At 40.1% G+C, this 15,419-nt stretch carries 16 protein-coding genes; all 16 read left to right on the forward strand.

What is annotated here, in order from left to right; genetic code table 11:
* Positions 1 to 65: 65 nt before the first annotated feature.
* The 16 genes from ACFX4E_RS17700 (at position 66) to ACFX4E_RS17775 (ending at position 15,379) form a co-directional block, all read left to right on the forward strand.
* Entirely contained in the window at positions 66 to 380 is a 315-nt protein-coding gene (locus ACFX4E_RS17700) for a YckD family protein (protein ID WP_098333187.1), read from the forward strand.
* Positions 381 to 540: 160 nt separating this feature from the next.
* Positions 541 to 2,265, forward strand: a complete 1,725-nt coding sequence (locus ACFX4E_RS17705) for a PAS domain-containing sensor histidine kinase (RefSeq protein WP_098333186.1) — start codon at positions 541 to 543, stop codon at positions 2,263 to 2,265.
* 87 nt (positions 2,266 to 2,352) lie between these two features.
* The gene (locus ACFX4E_RS17710; protein WP_028408533.1) at positions 2,353 to 2,616 is read left to right on the forward strand and encodes a DUF1292 domain-containing protein; all 264 of its coding nucleotides are present in this window, start codon (positions 2,353 to 2,355) and stop codon (positions 2,614 to 2,616) included.
* A 150-nt stretch (positions 2,617 to 2,766) separates the two neighbouring features.
* The gene (locus tag ACFX4E_RS17715) at positions 2,767 to 4,011 is read left to right on the forward strand and encodes an acyl-CoA dehydrogenase (protein ID WP_377258464.1); all 1,245 of its coding nucleotides are present in this window, start codon (positions 2,767 to 2,769) and stop codon (positions 4,009 to 4,011) included.
* Positions 3,989 to 4,762 (forward strand): SDR family oxidoreductase, encoded by a 774-nt coding sequence (locus ACFX4E_RS17720; protein WP_377237948.1) that lies wholly within the window; start codon positions 3,989 to 3,991, stop codon positions 4,760 to 4,762. The genes ACFX4E_RS17715 and ACFX4E_RS17720 overlap by 23 nt, the downstream gene beginning before the upstream one ends.
* A 19-nt stretch (positions 4,763 to 4,781) precedes the next feature.
* Entirely contained in the window at positions 4,782 to 6,398 is a 1,617-nt protein-coding gene (locus tag ACFX4E_RS17725; protein WP_279620569.1) for a long-chain-fatty-acid--CoA ligase, read from the forward strand.
* A 90-nt stretch (positions 6,399 to 6,488) separates the two neighbouring features.
* On the forward strand, positions 6,489 to 7,052 hold the full coding sequence (locus ACFX4E_RS17730) for a TetR/AcrR family transcriptional regulator (protein WP_025751919.1): 564 nt from the start codon (positions 6,489 to 6,491) through the stop codon (positions 7,050 to 7,052).
* 83 nt (positions 7,053 to 7,135) lie between these two features.
* Positions 7,136 to 8,017, forward strand: coding sequence for a 3-hydroxyacyl-CoA dehydrogenase family protein (locus ACFX4E_RS17735; protein WP_377237947.1), 882 nt, complete (start codon positions 7,136 to 7,138; stop codon positions 8,015 to 8,017).
* Positions 8,017 to 8,799: an enoyl-CoA hydratase gene (locus ACFX4E_RS17740; protein WP_028408528.1), complete on the forward strand. Its 783-nt coding sequence runs from the start codon at positions 8,017 to 8,019 to the stop codon at positions 8,797 to 8,799. Before ACFX4E_RS17735 ends, ACFX4E_RS17740 begins: the two co-directional genes overlap by 1 nt.
* A 14-nt stretch (positions 8,800 to 8,813) precedes the next feature.
* Positions 8,814 to 9,215: an acyl-CoA thioesterase gene (locus tag ACFX4E_RS17745; RefSeq protein WP_013083164.1), complete on the forward strand. Its 402-nt coding sequence runs from the start codon at positions 8,814 to 8,816 to the stop codon at positions 9,213 to 9,215.
* Positions 9,216 to 9,240: 25 nt separating this feature from the next.
* Positions 9,241 to 10,299: a phosphotransferase family protein gene (locus tag ACFX4E_RS17750; RefSeq protein WP_028408527.1), complete on the forward strand. Its 1,059-nt coding sequence runs from the start codon at positions 9,241 to 9,243 to the stop codon at positions 10,297 to 10,299.
* The gene (locus tag ACFX4E_RS17755; protein WP_377258461.1) at positions 10,296 to 11,039 is read left to right on the forward strand and encodes a 2-phosphosulfolactate phosphatase; all 744 of its coding nucleotides are present in this window, start codon (positions 10,296 to 10,298) and stop codon (positions 11,037 to 11,039) included. The genes ACFX4E_RS17750 and ACFX4E_RS17755 overlap by 4 nt, the downstream gene beginning before the upstream one ends.
* Positions 11,027 to 12,805, forward strand: a complete 1,779-nt coding sequence (locus tag ACFX4E_RS17760; RefSeq protein ID WP_377237945.1) for an acyl-CoA dehydrogenase family protein — start codon at positions 11,027 to 11,029, stop codon at positions 12,803 to 12,805. Before ACFX4E_RS17755 ends, ACFX4E_RS17760 begins: the two co-directional genes overlap by 13 nt.
* 11 nt (positions 12,806 to 12,816) lie before the next feature.
* The gene (locus ACFX4E_RS17765) at positions 12,817 to 13,578 is read left to right on the forward strand and encodes an SDR family NAD(P)-dependent oxidoreductase (RefSeq protein WP_060745639.1); all 762 of its coding nucleotides are present in this window, start codon (positions 12,817 to 12,819) and stop codon (positions 13,576 to 13,578) included.
* Between the two features lie 29 nt (positions 13,579 to 13,607).
* Positions 13,608 to 14,381, forward strand: coding sequence for an enoyl-CoA hydratase/isomerase family protein (locus tag ACFX4E_RS17770; RefSeq protein WP_028408523.1), 774 nt, complete (start codon positions 13,608 to 13,610; stop codon positions 14,379 to 14,381).
* Positions 14,382 to 14,395: 14 nt separating this feature from the next.
* Positions 14,396 to 15,379, forward strand: a complete 984-nt coding sequence (locus ACFX4E_RS17775; protein WP_098331704.1) for a quinone oxidoreductase family protein — start codon at positions 14,396 to 14,398, stop codon at positions 15,377 to 15,379.
* Positions 15,380 to 15,419 lie beyond the last annotated feature (40 nt).

A 15,419-nucleotide genomic window follows, 5' to 3' on the forward strand; every position in this document is an offset into this window, starting at 1 on the left:
AATGAATGAAAACAAATAGAAGTTCGCAAACTACAACTACTATATGATGAAAGGAAGTAGATTGTTTGCGAAAGATTATGATAAGTGCAGCAGCAGCTTTTTTATTTATGAGCGCGACGCCTGTATTAGCGGAAAACCATCCTCAGCCAGAAACAAAAGACGTGCAGCTGACGTCTCAGCAAAAGCAGGAATTGTCCGTGCTGTACAAAGAAATGCTAGCAAAAAAGAAAGAAATACTTTCAAAATATGTGGAGTACGGCGTGTTAAGCAAAGCGGAGAGTCAAAACATTTCTTCACATATGGAAAATCGTTATCAGCATATGGAGAAAAATGGTTTTGTTCCGAAGCGACACTGTCATAAAATGCATCATTCAAAGTAATTCATATTCACATAAAAAAGCGCCTTTACAGGCGCTTTTTTATGTGAATGAATGGAAAATATCCGCTTCTTTATCTAGTAAATTCTAAAATCCTCATGTAAAATTAAGAGAATGAGAACGAGTAGGAAAGATGCTAGTGAGGGGTAGGTAAATATGAACGATGAACGAAAATAAGAAAATAGTCCGATTACATGCAGAAAATCATTCAGCTGAGGCGCTAGGAATCATATTTGCTTACAAACAAAAAGATGACCATCTTGTTTACAGTATGTATCAAGGTGAAAGCGTTCATGAGCAAAAAACCCCTCTGGAAGAATGGGTCTCGTATGAGCATTTTTTCGAAGCACTAAATAAAAAGAAAAAGCTTATGTACGAGCTTCAAATAAATGATAAACGCTATGTAGTAAACTTAACCCCTTTATCTTACACAGAAAAGCCTGAAATCATGGGACATTGCGTGAATATAACTAGTTATCAGGAGAAAAAAGAACAGATTCAGCCTTTTATTTATCATAACGCAGATGCTGTTGCTGTCGTTGACTTAAAAGGTAAAACGCTTCAAGTGAACCCTGCGTTTGAGAATACATTTGGCTGGACGTTTGAAGAAATTTATCAAAAGCCTCTTCCGATTATACCTTCGTTTTTAAAGGAGCCAGTGTGGGAACTTCATAAGACCATTCAATCAGGTGAATCGAAAACGGAATTTGAGACGGTCAGACAGCATAAAGACGGTCATTTAATTAATGTAAGCGTCACACTATTCCGCGTTGAAAATATGAATGATTGGCCGCTATGCATTGCTTTTGTCTATCGAGATATAACATCACGCAAGCAGGACGAAACGGCTTTAAAAGAAAGTGAAGAACGCTACCGAAGCTTGATTGAGTTATCGCCGGAAGCGATTATCGTTCATAGTGAAGGGAAAATTGATTACATCAACCCTGCAGGAGCTAAAGCGCTAGGATACAAAAGTCCTCAAGACGTATTAGGAGCTTGTGTTTATCAGTTTGTTCACCCTGATTACTATGATGTTGTAAAACAGCGAATTTATCGAATGAAAACAGAAAATAAATCTGTAGACCTACAGGAAGAAAAGTTTATTCATAAAGACGGTCATACGATTGATGCCGAAACCATTGCCTTTCCTATTCCCTATATGGGAAAGCAGGCCATTCAAGTTTTGTTTCGTGATATTACAGAACGTAAAAAAACTGAAAAATTGCTGCGTGAATCCGCTCAGCTTTCCTTAGTCGGACAGTTAGCCGCTGGTATTGCTCACGAAATTCGAAACCCTCTGACGGCGGTAAAAGGATTTATACAGTTATTAAAAGAAACGAGCGGTCAGCCTTACTATGTAGAAATGATAAATCATGAGTTAGATAGAATTGAATTGATTACCGATGAGTTCTTGAGTCTTGCAAAGCCTCAGGCGAAAACCTACAAAGACAAACATGTCCAAGATATTTTAGAGAATACTTTAAAGCTAGCTGAGGTGCAGGGGATTACAGAGAAAATTCACGTAAAAAAAGAAATTGATCTTCATCTTCCTCTCGTATTATGCGAAGAAAATCAGTTGAAACAGGTGTTTAGCAATATATTTAAAAATGCAGTCGAATCTATGCCAAGTGGAGGAACCGTAACGATTCAACTAAAAAGATTTAATCAGGAGAACCTTGTTATCCGGTTTAGCGACGAGGGGCCAGGCATCACGCAGGAAAGAATGCAGCATTTAGGAAAACCTTTTTATAGTACCAAAGAGAAAGGAACGGGGCTTGGACTGATGGTGTGCTATAAGATCATTCGAGAACATAGAGGAGAAATTAACTTTGTAAGTGAACTTGGAAAAGGAACTACCGTAGACATTCTTTTGCCTTTTAAAAAGTAGATTCTACTTTTATAAGCATGAAACCTTTTCTAAAGGGGAATACATGTTAGTGAACGAATAATGAGGTTAAAATTAGGAGGGAATAAGATGGAACGCATTGAAACGGGAGAGATTTTTACAATTTTAGATGAAAATGATCAAGAGCAAGATATTGAAGTGCTTGGAAAAATGACGATTGAAGGGCACGATTATATTGCCGTTGCGTTTGTGGAAGAAGTTTTAATTGAAACAGAAGAAGAAATTGATGTTTTCTTTTTGAAAATTGAAGATGATGGTGAATGGTCTTCAATTGAAGATGACGAGGAGTTTGAAAAGGTATCAGCCGTATTTGAGGAAATGACATCCGCGTAAAAAGAGAGGTTAAAACCTCTCTTTTTTTATTTTAAATGATATAATATTTAGAATTTTTCTAAAAATATCTTGCTGAATTATTTCCCTTCATTTATGATGAATATGTAACATACCAACCGGTTAGTAAGTAAATGAAAGCGAGGGACTACCGTGTATTTTTCTTACTCTGACAAAGTAGTGAAGCTGCAAAAAGAATTGACCTCTTTTATAGAAGAGCATATTTACCCAAATGAACGGCTATACGAACAACAGCTGAATGAACAGCCGTCTAGATGGTCAGCTGTTCCTCCGATCATGGAAGAGTTAAAAGAAAAAGCAAAGCAAGCTGGATTATGGAACTTATTTTTGCCAGAAAGCGAATACGGAGCGGGTCTAACAAATGTCGAATATGCCCCTCTTTGCGAAATTATGGGCCGTTCTATTATTGGACCAGAAGCTTTTAACTGCGGAGCTCCTGACACCGGCAATATGGAAGTACTGGTTCGATACGGAACGCCTGAACAAAAAGAAAAATGGCTAAAGCCGCTGTTAAATGGAGACATTCGCTCCTGCTTTTCTATGACAGAGCCGGATGTAGGTTCTTCTGATGCGACAAACATTCAGTGCAGTATTGTAAGAGAAGGCGATGAATATGTGATCAACGGAAGAAAATGGTGGTCTTCAGGTGCGGGAGATCCTCGCTGCAAAATTGCTATTGTCATGGGAAAAAGCGATTTTACCGCATCTAAATATGAACAGCAGTCTATGATTCTAGTTCCATTAAATACTCCAGGAGTTAAAATTGAACGAATGCTTCCAGTCTTTGGATACGATCACGCTCCTCATGGACATGCTGAAATTCATTATGACAATGTGCGTGTGCCAGCGTCTAATATGCTTTTAGGCGAAGGAAAAGGGTTTGCTATTGCTCAAGGCAGATTAGGGCCTGGACGTATTCATCACTGCATGCGGCTAATAGGAGCAGCTGAAAGAGCGCTTGAAGAATTATGTAAGCGTATTCAAAGTCGTTCTACGTTTAATAAGTTGCTTTCTCAGCAAGGGGTTATTCAAGAATGGGTGGCAGAGTCGCGTATTGAAATTGAGCAAGCTCGCTTATTAACATTAAAAGCTGCTTATATGATGGACACAGTTGGAAATAAAAAAGCGCGGAAAGAAATTGCTATGATTAAAGTAATGGCTCCTGCTATGGCTTTAAAAGTCATTGATCGCGCTATTCAAGCATTTGGAGCAGCAGGTGTTTCAGAAGACACGCCGCTTGCGGCACTTTGGGCAAATGCCCGCACTCTACGCCTTGCTGATGGTCCAGATGAAGTGCACAAAGCACAGCTTGCAAGGCTTGAGCTAAAACCCTATCAAGAAAAGGAGGCAACCTATGCACATAAAGGACTTGTTTGATTTAACTGGCAAAACAGCTATTATTACCGGCGGAGGCAGAGGGTTAGGAGAACAAATGGCAGAAGGGCTTGCAGAAGCAGGAGCAAACATTGTTCTATGTTCGAGAAAAAAGGAAGCATGTCAGCAAGTAGCCGACCGATTGGCCCGCCTCGATGTAAAAACGCTCGCCTTAACTTGCGACATCAGTCAACCTGAAGATATTAAAAATGTCGTGCATCAGACAATTGAAACATTTGGACGTATTGATATTTTAATTAATAACAGCGGAGCTACGTGGGGTGCTCCGGTTGAAGAAATGCCTCTTGAAGCATGGAAAAAAGTGATGAATATTAATGTTACAGGAACGTTTTTAATGTCCCAAGAAGCTGGAAAAGAAATGATTAAACAAAAAGCTGGGAAGATTATTAACATTGCTTCGATTGCCGGTCTTGGAGGAACGGATCCTCAGTACATGGATACAATCGGGTACAATACGAGTAAAGGAGCGGTCATTACGTTTACGAAAGATTTAGCTGTCAAATGGGGACAGCATAATATTCAAGTTAATGCGATTGCGCCGGGATTTTTCCCTACTAAAATGTCAGGTACGATTATGGAACAAGGCAAAGATTATTTTCTAAGTCAAACCCCTTTAAAACGCTTTGGCTCCGACGCTGATTTAAAAGGAGCCGCTGTTTTTCTTGCTTCTGCGGCGTCTAATTATATTACGGGAGATATTCTGACAGTAGACGGTGGAGTTCATGCTATGTGAATAAGAAAGGAGTAACTTGATGGAAGACGTTAAAAAATGGTTTACACCTTATCCAGAAGCCTACACTCATGACATTCACATCGAAGATATTTCACTATTTGATATGCTGAAAGAAACAGCCGAACGTTATCCTGCTCACACGGCAACGCGCATGTATCAGCATACGTTAACGTACCAGGAGCTGTATCACTCAGTTCGCGTATTTGCAGGAGCACTCCAGAAAAAAGGGATTAAAAAAGGAGATCGTGTAGCAGTTATGCTGCCAAACTGTCCGCAATATATAATAAGCTATTTCGGCATTGTAGCAGCGGGCGGCATTGTTACTCAGGTCAATCCTATGCTTGTCGAACAAGAGCTAGAGCATATTTTAAACGATTCCGGGGCAAAAAAAATAATTCTACTCGATGATTTTTATACGAGACTTCAAGAAATAAGAAATCGCGTTCATATAGAAGAAGCGATAACTGTCAGCTTGCAAAAACCTTTTGTTCCTACATCACCAGACCTTTCCTTCCTAGATTTTTTAACCATAAAACATGAATTTAATCAGCCGGTCATCCATCCATCACACGATATTGCTGTTCTTCAGTATACGGGAGGAACGACCGGACCATCTAAAGGTGCGATGCTTACACATACAAACATTTACACAAACGCAGTTCAATCATACGAAATATTTAAGCATGATATTGAATTAGGAAAAGAAAAATGCTTAACCGTTATTCCATTGTTTCACGTATTTGGCATGACTTCCTGTATGCATTTATCAATTCTTTGTGGAAATGAAATATTGCTATTGCCGCGTTTTGATTTGGAAGAAGTACTAAATACAATAAAAAAAGAGCAGCCTAGTATTTTTCCCGGTGTTCCAACTATGTATGTTGCTATTACCAATCATCCTCAGGCAGAAGAATACAACATCGAAAGTATTCGTATCTGCAACAGCGGCAGTGCGCCGATGCCTGTTGAGCTGATGAAAGAGTTCGAACGAAAAACGGGCGCTAAAGTGTTAGAAGGGTACGGGCTATCAGAAGCATCTCCTGTGACGCATTGCAACCTGCCGTTTTGTGAGAGAAAGCCAGGTACAGTCGGACTTGGCGTTCCGCAAACTGCTTATAAAATTGTTGATGTGGCTACAGGAACAAAAGAACTGCCAAGAGGAAAGCTTGGAGAAATAGTAATTAAAGGCCCTCAAGTTATGAAGGGCTATTGGAATCAACCTGAAGAGACGGCTCACGCGCTTAGAAACGGCTGGCTGTACACAGGAGATATTGGACAGATAGATGAAGACGGGTATTTATCCATTGTTGATCGTAAAAAAGATATGATTATTGCGAGTGGTTTTAATGTGTACCCTCGAGATATTGAAGAAGTTTTATATGAACACAGCCACATTAAAGAAGCCGTTGTAATTGGTGTGCCGCACCCTTACAGAGGAGAAACCATTAAAGCGATTTTGGTAGTGAAAGATGGGAAATCTCTTTCCGAAGAAGAGCTTACTTCTTATTGTCGACAGCACCTTGCCGCTTACAAAATTCCGCGAATCTTTGAGTTTCGCGCTGAGCTTCCTAAGACTAATGTAGGAAAAATTTTACGACGGGCACTACGAGAAGAAGTGGTGAAAGAAACGATGTAAATAAGCTGAACATAAACAAACTTTTTCAAAAGCTCCCTCTAAGCCATGGTATAATTTGTGAAAATGAGAAAAGACAGAGAGGGTTTGACGATGAAAGATTTGATGATGGAACGAAGCATTCAGCTTTTTGCTCAAAAAGGTTTCAAAGAAACGTCTATTCAAGATATTGTAAATGAATTAAACGTCACAAAGGGAACGTTTTATTATTATTTTAAAAGCAAACAAGAGCTTTTAATGGATATTCACCTTCAATATATTGAAAGATTAATAGAAAACCAAGAAACGATTCTTGCAGATAAGACAACATCTTATCCAGAAAAACTTCACAGCATTATTTTTAAACTTGTTCATGATATTGAGAAAGAAGGTCTTCGAGCTAAAGTGTTTTTTCGAGAGATGCGTCATTTGAGTGAAGAACACTTAGAACAAATCATTCCAAAACGCGATCGTTTTAAAGAAAACGTACAGGAAATTATTGAAAAAGGCATGGAAGCAGGGCAGTTCCGTTCAGATTTGCCTTCAGATATCGTGACGCTAGGCATATTAGGAATGACGAATTGGAGCTATTTTTGGTTTCAGCCAGATGGTGAAAAGACAGATCGAGAAGTTGCGGCTATTTTTTATAAGATGCTGATGAAAGGTATTGAGTCATAGTAGCTGCTAGGCTAGACAGTGCTCGTAAAAGGCGGGAAAGTACAAGCCCTTTCTCTCCTTTTATATTAAAAGGAGGCTATAACATGAATAGTAAAGATATACAGCGTATTGCTGTTATTGGAGCAGGACAAATGGGACATCAAATCGGTATGCTTTGTGCACTCGGAGGATATGAAACAATTATTCAAGATATGAATGAACAATCACTCATTAATGCAAAAGACAAGCTGGAAGCAATTATAGGCAAGTGGGTTCAGAAAGGAAAAATCTCTTCTGAGGCTAAGGAAGCCGCATTCCGAAGATTGTCTTTTACAAACACATTAAAGGAAGCGGTTTCAAATGCTGATTTTATAATTGAAGCTGTGGTAGAAAAGTTAGATGTAAAACAAAGTGTCTTTAAAGAAATAGATGAGTACGCACCAAGTCACGCCATTTTAGCGTCGAATAGTTCAACAATTGTTAACTCGCTTATTGCAAGTGCAACAAACCGTCCAGAGCAAATCGTTAACATGCATTTCTTTTTCCCTCCCCTTGTAATGGACTGCGTAGAAGTTGTGATGAGTGAAAAGACAAGTGAAAAAACAGCTCAAACGACAATGGACGTTTGCAAGCAAATTAATCGCACAGCAGTCCTTCTGAAAAAAGAAATCTCAGGTTTTATTGCTAATCGAATTTTAGGAGCGTTGCAAAAAGAAGCCGTTTTCCTTTATGAAAATGGATACGCAGATTTTGAAGACATTGATACGATTTGCAAAAAAGCGCTCAATCACCCGATCGGTCCTTTTGAATTGATGGATCTCTCGGGAATTGACGTCGGATATTTTGTGATGCAGCAGCGCTATAGCGAAACGGGGGATCCAGAGGACAAGCCAGCTGCGTGCATTGAAGAAAAAGTTCAAAAAGGCGAGCTTGGACGTAAAACAGGAAGAGGTTTTTACACATACCACACACAAGGAGTGAAGTAATGATGAAAAAATTTGTACGTGTTGAAAAAGAGGAGAAAACGGCAATTGTAACCATTGATAACCCGCCTTTAAATGTAATGAGCCAGGCTGTTGTGCAGCAGCTTGAAGAAACGTATGAAGAGCTTAGTAAAGACCCTGATGTCATTACAATCATTTTAACAGGAGCGGGCGACCGGGCTTTTATGGCTGGAGCTGATATTAAAGAGTTTCCTCAGTTAATGGGGCAAAGCGGCATTAAAGAAGAGTTTATGAAAACCCATCGTGTTTTGCAAAAACTTGAAAACATTGAAAAACCAACAATTGTCGTGTTAAACGGTTTAACGTTTGGAGGAGGATGCGAACTTTCACTAACCGCTGATATACGCATTGCCGAAGAACATGCTCAAATCGGTCTTCCGGAAGTGAAGCTCGGATTGTTTCCTGGAGGTGGCGGAACTCAGCGTCTTCCACGCGTAATCGGCGTTTCTAAAGCTAAAGAGTGGATGTTTGCCGGCAGTCCTGTTTCTGCAGAAGAAGCACTTCATGCAGGCTTTGCCAATCATATAACGCCTAAAGGAAAAGGGCTCGAAAAAGCAAAAGAGCTGGCTAAGAAATTTAACCGTCACTCTCTTCCGTCACTTTCTCGAATTAAGACAGCGGTAAACGAAGGAATAAATCGTACATTATCTGAAGGTCTTGAACTTGAGGCAGAGCTGTTTGAAGAAGTCTTTCAAACAGAAGATATTAAAGAAGGAGTATCAGCATTTATTGAAAAGCGTCCCGCTGTTTTTTCACATAAGTAAAGGAGGAGAAGATCATGTATGAAACACAGGTCAAAGTGCGCTTTTGCGAAACAGACGCACTCGGTCACATTAACAATACGAGCTATTTCATTTATTTAGAAGAGGCCCGTATTGCTTTTTTTGAAGAAATGGGAGCATCCATGCATACAAAAAAGTGGGAGTATATTTTAGCGTCTACTAAATGTGATTTTGTTGCGCAAGGTTATTTTAATCAAGTGCTAATGATTAAAACCTTTGTATCTAATGTCGGCAATAAAAGCTTTACAATTGGTCATGAAATTACCGACAGCAAGACGGGATCGCTGATTGCTAAAGGAGAAGCTGTCATTGTGTACTTTGATTTTGATGCACAAAAAAGCGTGTCTATTCCAGCGGACATTAAGCAGTTTTTGATGAATTATAAAGTAGCTGTTTAACTATAAAAAAGCAGGTGGTAAAAGAATGTCACAAATCATTCCTGTACGAAAAGGAGAGGAATTAAACACGGAAAAACTGCATCAGTTTCTCCGTGTTTCGATTCCAGATTTACCTAAAGAGCCTCTTTTAATCAAGCAATTTGGATCAGGTGCGTCCAATTTAACCTACGCTCTTTCAGTCGGAGAGTGGGAGGCGGTGTTGAGACGCCCTCCCTTTGGCCCAGTTGCGCCAAAAGCGCATGACATGCAAAGAGAATACAAGATTTTATCTGTTTTATCGAAGTCTTTCCCTCTCGCTCCTCGGCCGTATGTGTTTTGTGAAGATGAGACGGTGGTCGGGAAATCCTTTTTTTTAATGGAGAGAAAGCACGGTGTTCTCATCGACACAGCGTTTCCAGAGGAAGTGAAAGGAACTAGCGCACTTTGCCGTTGTATTTCAGAACAAATGGTGGATGTCCTTGCTCAGCTTCATGATGTTCCTTATAAAGGCACGCTTCTTGAAAAAATCAGCAAGCCCGAAGGATTTTTAGAACGTCAGGTACACGGCTGGATTCATCGTTATGAAAAATCAAAAACAAGTGACATACCGGAAGTAGAAGCCCTAAAAAAATGGTTGACCACACACATCCCCACTACACAGCATTCGACCATTATTCACTATGATTATAAGCTTAACAATACGTTATTTTCGCCGGATGGAAATAAAATTGTAGGATTATTTGACTGGGAAATGACAACCGTTGGAGACCCGCTTGCTGATTTGGGAGTGGCGCTGAGCTACTGGATGGAAGACAGCGATCCTGAACTTTTGAAAAGAGGACTCGGAAATCCACCTGTTACTGTGCAAAAAAGCTTTTATTCCCGGCGAGATTTTGTAGAAGCATACGCTAAAAAAAGCGGACGGGATGTTTCACACATTGACTTTTACCTGAAATTTGCGTACTTCAAGCTTGCTGTCATTTGTCAGCAAATTTATTACCGTTATAAAAAAGGCCAAACAAATGATAAACGGTTTTCACAATTTGGAGATTATGTAAAAACACTAATTATTCATGCTCTGCACACAGAACGAGGACATATATGAAAGGAAAAGTTCACGTAATACTTAAAAAGGAAGAGCTTCTTGCCAAAAAGCTAGAAGGAAAAACGGTTGTTATATTTGACGTCTTATTAGCTACATCAACAATTGCGGCTGCTTTACAGCAAGGAGCAAGAGAAGTTATTCCGGTAAAAAACGAAGAAGAAGCGCGTGAAAAAGCAAAAACGTACAAGCCTGATGATATTGCGCTTGTAGGCGAATATAGAGGGAAAACGATTGAAGGCTTTTTTGATCCGAATCCCAGCACGTTAAAGAAGCATGTTCAAAATAAAACGGTTATTTTGTCCACGACTAATGGAACCGTAGCCATTCATAACGCTGAAAAAGCAAACCATGTATATACAGCTTCGCTTTTAAACGGAGAAGCGGTTGCCAGTGCTGTTTGTCAGCAAGGTCAAGATGAAACTGTTTTATTAGTTTGTTCAGGTTCATCCGATCGCTTCTGTCTAGAATATTTGTATGGAGCGGGGTACTTTATAAGCTGTCTGCTGCAACTAAAAACATTTCATTTAACGGATGCTGCAAAAGCCGCACTGCTTTTGTATGAGGCTTATGAGCATTCACCTGTTGAAATATTGAAGCGCTCAGCCGTAGGAGAAATGCTCACTCAGTATGGCTTTCTAAACGAAATTGGCTTTGTCAGCCAAAAAAACGTCTATTCCGTAGTTCCTAAGGCAGTGAAAAAAAAGCTAGTAAACGGGGAGGACACGATATGTCTGAAATGAAAACTGAAGCAAAAGGCGGATCATTTTTACTAAAAAAAACATCTGCGCATCACGTTTATACACCCGAAGACTTAACGTCTGAGCATCATATGATTGCTCAGACGGCAAAGCAGTTTATTGAAAAAGAAGTAGACCCTTACCATAATGACATTGAGCAGCAGGATTTTAATAAAGTAGTAGAATTAATGCATAAAGCAGGCGAGCTTGGACTTCTTGCTCACAGTATTCCAGAAGCATATGGAGGACTAGGTCTTGATAAAGTAAGCAAAGGACTTGTCGGTGAAATCATTGGCCGCACAAGCGGATATGGAGTCGCTCATTCTAATCATACATGCATTGCGACACTTCCTATTACGTATTTTGGCACCAAGGAGCAAAAAGAAAAATACTTGCCTAAATTGGCAAGCGGCGAATATATTGGGGCCTACTGTTTGACAGAGCCAGAAGCAGGTTCTGATGCTCTTGCAGCCCAAACAAAAGCCGTATTAAATCCTGAAAAAACGCATTATGTATTAAATGGAACGAAGCAGTACATTACCAATGCTGCCTTTTCAGATACGTTCATCACGTATGCAAAAGTAGACGGTGAACATTTTACCGCTTTTATTGTAGAAAAAGGTTTTGAAGGACTGTCTCTCGGGCCAGAAGAAAAGAAAATGGGAATCAAAGGTTCGTCTACTCGTCCAGTTATTTATGAAGATTGTTTAGTACCCGTAGAAAACGTACTTGGACAAGTAGGAAAAGGTCACTTGATTGCGTTGAACGTCTTAAACCTTGGACGTTTTAACTTAGGTTCTGCATGTATGGGCGCAGCGAAATATGCGTTTGAACTTGCTTTAGCTTATACAAAAGAACGCAAGCAGTTTAAAACAGCTATTGCAGAATTTAATGCTTCAAAAGAAAAAATAGCAAAAATGGCAGCTCGTATTTTTGCATCTGAATCTATTCAGTACCGTACAGCTGGTTTACTAGAAGAGGCGCTTGGCGGCTTATATGAAAGTGAAAATCATAAGTTAGTAGCTAAACAGCTGGCTGAATTTGCAATGGAATGTTCAGTTTGTAAAGTGTATGGATCGGAAACCCTTGATTTAATTGCCGATGAATCGCTGCAGCTTCATGGAGGCGCAGGGTTTATTCAGGAATATAAAATAGAACAAGTATATCGTGACTCACGCATCAATCGTATTTTTGAAGGCACAAATGAAATCAACCGCCTTTTGCTTCCAACTCAGCTTCTAAAAAAAGCAGCCAAAGGAGAAATAGAGCTGAGCAAACAAGTAGAACATGCTGTTAGTGAATTGATGAGCGGTCAGTGGGAAATATCTTCAAATGAACTTCTAGCAAGAGAAAAGCAGGCGGTTATTACCACAAGACATTTATTTCTTGCTTTGTTAGGAACAGCATTCCAAACGTTTAACGCCAACTTAGCACAAGAACAAGAAACGCTGATGAAGCTCGCAGAAATTGCTGTTGGACTATTTGCGATAGAGTCATCTGTGCTGCGCGCGGAAAAAGCCGTGAACAAAAATGGAGAAGAACAAGAAACATTAAAAAGCAAGCTGACAGCAACCGTTGTCAGTGAAACGCTATTTGAAATTGAAAAGCAGGCTCGACAATTAATAAACGGGATGTTAACGGGTGAAAAACACCGACAATACCGTACAATTCTTGGGAAATGGATGAATGATTTGCAAAGTGAAGGAGAGTTCACGCGCAATCGAGATATCGCCCGTGAATTTATCGACAGCGGGCGATATGTTGTATAAGGAGGGATATTATGCGTTTTGAAGGGCAAATAGCTGTTATTACAGGAGCTGGAAGCGGCATTGGAGAAGCGACCGCTCAGAGAATGGCGAAAGAAGGCGCTCGCGTCATTCTTGTCGGGCGAACGAAAGAAAAACTAGTACAGGCTGCATCCGCTATTGACACACGGTGTGAACGAAAATGCACGGATATTTTCCCAGCTGATGTAACGAAAGAAGAAGACGTCAAAGAGCTGGCTGAGTTTATAAAAGAAAAGTACGGACAAATTCATTTATTAATTAATAACGCAGGCGGATCAGTTAATTCAACCATCAAAGAAACAACTCTTGAACAGTGGAAACACGTGCAGGACGTCAATTTAACAAGCGTGTTTCTTGTAACAAAACATTTGATTCCTTTTTTAACTGAAGAAATAGGAGGAAATCGATCTATTGTTAACATCGCTTCTCTTTCAGGACATAAAGCAGGTGCACAAATCCCTCACTACAGCGCTGCTAAAGCTGCTTTAATTAACTTTACAAAAGCAATGGCATTTGAATTAGCACCTCAAGGAGTCAGAGTAAACTCTGTGTCTCCTGGATTCGTAGAAACACCTTTAACACAGCCTGGACTTGAAAATGAGCGCTTCACTAAGGCAATCGAAAAAAATACGGCTTTAAAACGTGTAGGTAAACCAGATGAAATTGCAAACGTTATTGCTTTTGCAGCGTCTGAAGAGGCATCGTATATGACGGGAAGTGATTTATTAGTAGATGGTGGGTGGCTTATCGTTTAATGCAAAATAAAAAGGAGGGAATCCGAAATATGAGTGATTTAGTGGTAGAAAAGCAGGGGACTATTTTATCTTTAACTTTAAATCGTCCGGATCGTTTAAATGCATTCAGTGAGGAAATGATTGGAAAGTTAACATCTGAAATAAAACAGGCGCAAAGCGATGAGTCTATTAAAGTGGTTATATTAAATGGCGCAGGGCGCTCATTTTCTGCCGGAGGCGATGTAAAAACGATGGGCCAAGCATCCGGATCTGATGTTTATGAACATATCGGCCGTTTAAATGAATGTATTTTAGCGATGCAAAATCTAGAGAAGCCAATTATTTCAGCAGTTCATGGATTTGCAGCAGGAGCGGCTTTTAATTTAGCTCTCGCTTCTGACTTTATCATTGCGTCAGAAGAAAGTCGGTTCGTATTAAGCTTTTCTCAAGTTGGATTGATTTCAGACGGAGGAGGCCTTTACTTTCTTACAAAGGTCGTTGGTCCCCACAAAGCTAAGGAACTGTTATTTTTAGGAGAGCCTATGAATGCCGATACGGCTTACAAAGCTGGTTTTTTAAACCGTATAGTTCCGTTAAATCAGCTGAAAGATGAGGTCACATCCTTTGCAAGTCGCTTATCACAAGGACCAACGAAAGCGTATGGAAAAATGAAAAAAATTGTCAATGATTCTTTTCATTTAACGTTAGAACAAGTCCTTGAACAAGAAAGGCTAACGCAAGTTCTTATGGTAGAAACAAGAGATCATCAAGAAGGAATATCTGCGTTTAAAGAAAAAAGAAAGCCACTATTTCAAGGGAAATAAGAGGGGGATATAAGATGAAAGCCATTCAATTTACGCAGTACGGAGGACCTGATGTTCTTCAAGTTATCGATATTGCACGCCCTGTACCAAAAAAGAAAGATGTGCTCATTAAAGTTGCGGCAATCGGCGTTAATTACGCCGACGCTGCGCGCCGTGAAGGAGCATACGTAGTCGAAACACCGCTGCCTTTTATCCCTGGCTCTGAAGTAGCGGGCGAAGTGGTTGAGGTAGGCGAGGATGTAAAAGGGATAAAAGTAGGTACAAAAGTCGTGACGCTGCTGGGATCTAATCGAGCAACAGGATACGCTGAGTACACGCTGGCAGATTCAAGAGGCCTTATTCCGTTGCCGGATAATGTGGATTTAACACAAGCGGTTGCTTTGCCTCTTCAAGGACTCACGGCTTATCATATCTTAAAGACAATGGGTCGCCTTGAAAAAGGAGAAACCGTCATCGTTCATGCGGCAGCAGGCGGTGTTGGAACCTTAGCTGTTCAGCTTGCCAAAATTTTTGGAGCTGGAAAAGTTATTGCTACAGCGAGCTCCAAAGAAAAGCTTGAGCTTGCAAAAAATCTGGGAGCTGACGAAGCAATTAACTATACAGAAACAGGCTGGGAAAAACAAATTTTAGAAGTGACGGAAGGAAAAGGAGCCGATATTATTTTAGAAATGGTAGGAGGGCATATATTCTATGAATCTCTTCAATGTCTTGCACCATTTGGGCGCCTCGTTTTTTACGGAATGGCTAGCGGAAAACCTGTAAAATTTAACCCTGCCCGCCTGATGGAAAAAAATCAATCGGTTCTAGGCTTTTTCTTACCTCAAATGATGGCAAAACCAACACTTTATCAGCAAAGCCTGCATGAGCTATTAAACTACGTAAATTCCGGTCAGTTAAAATTAATGCTGGGCGGCACATTTTCACTTGATGAAGCGGCAGATGTACATCGTCTGCTTCAAGGAAGAAAAACGACCGGAAAATTAGTGTTAGTTCCTTAACAAAACAGCTTCCGTCTCTAATAGGGATGGGAGCTGTTTT

The organism is Priestia sp. YIM B13491 (genome assembly GCF_042787605.1).
Classification (GTDB): domain Bacteria; phylum Bacillota; class Bacilli; order Bacillales; family Bacillaceae_H; genus Priestia; species Priestia megaterium_E.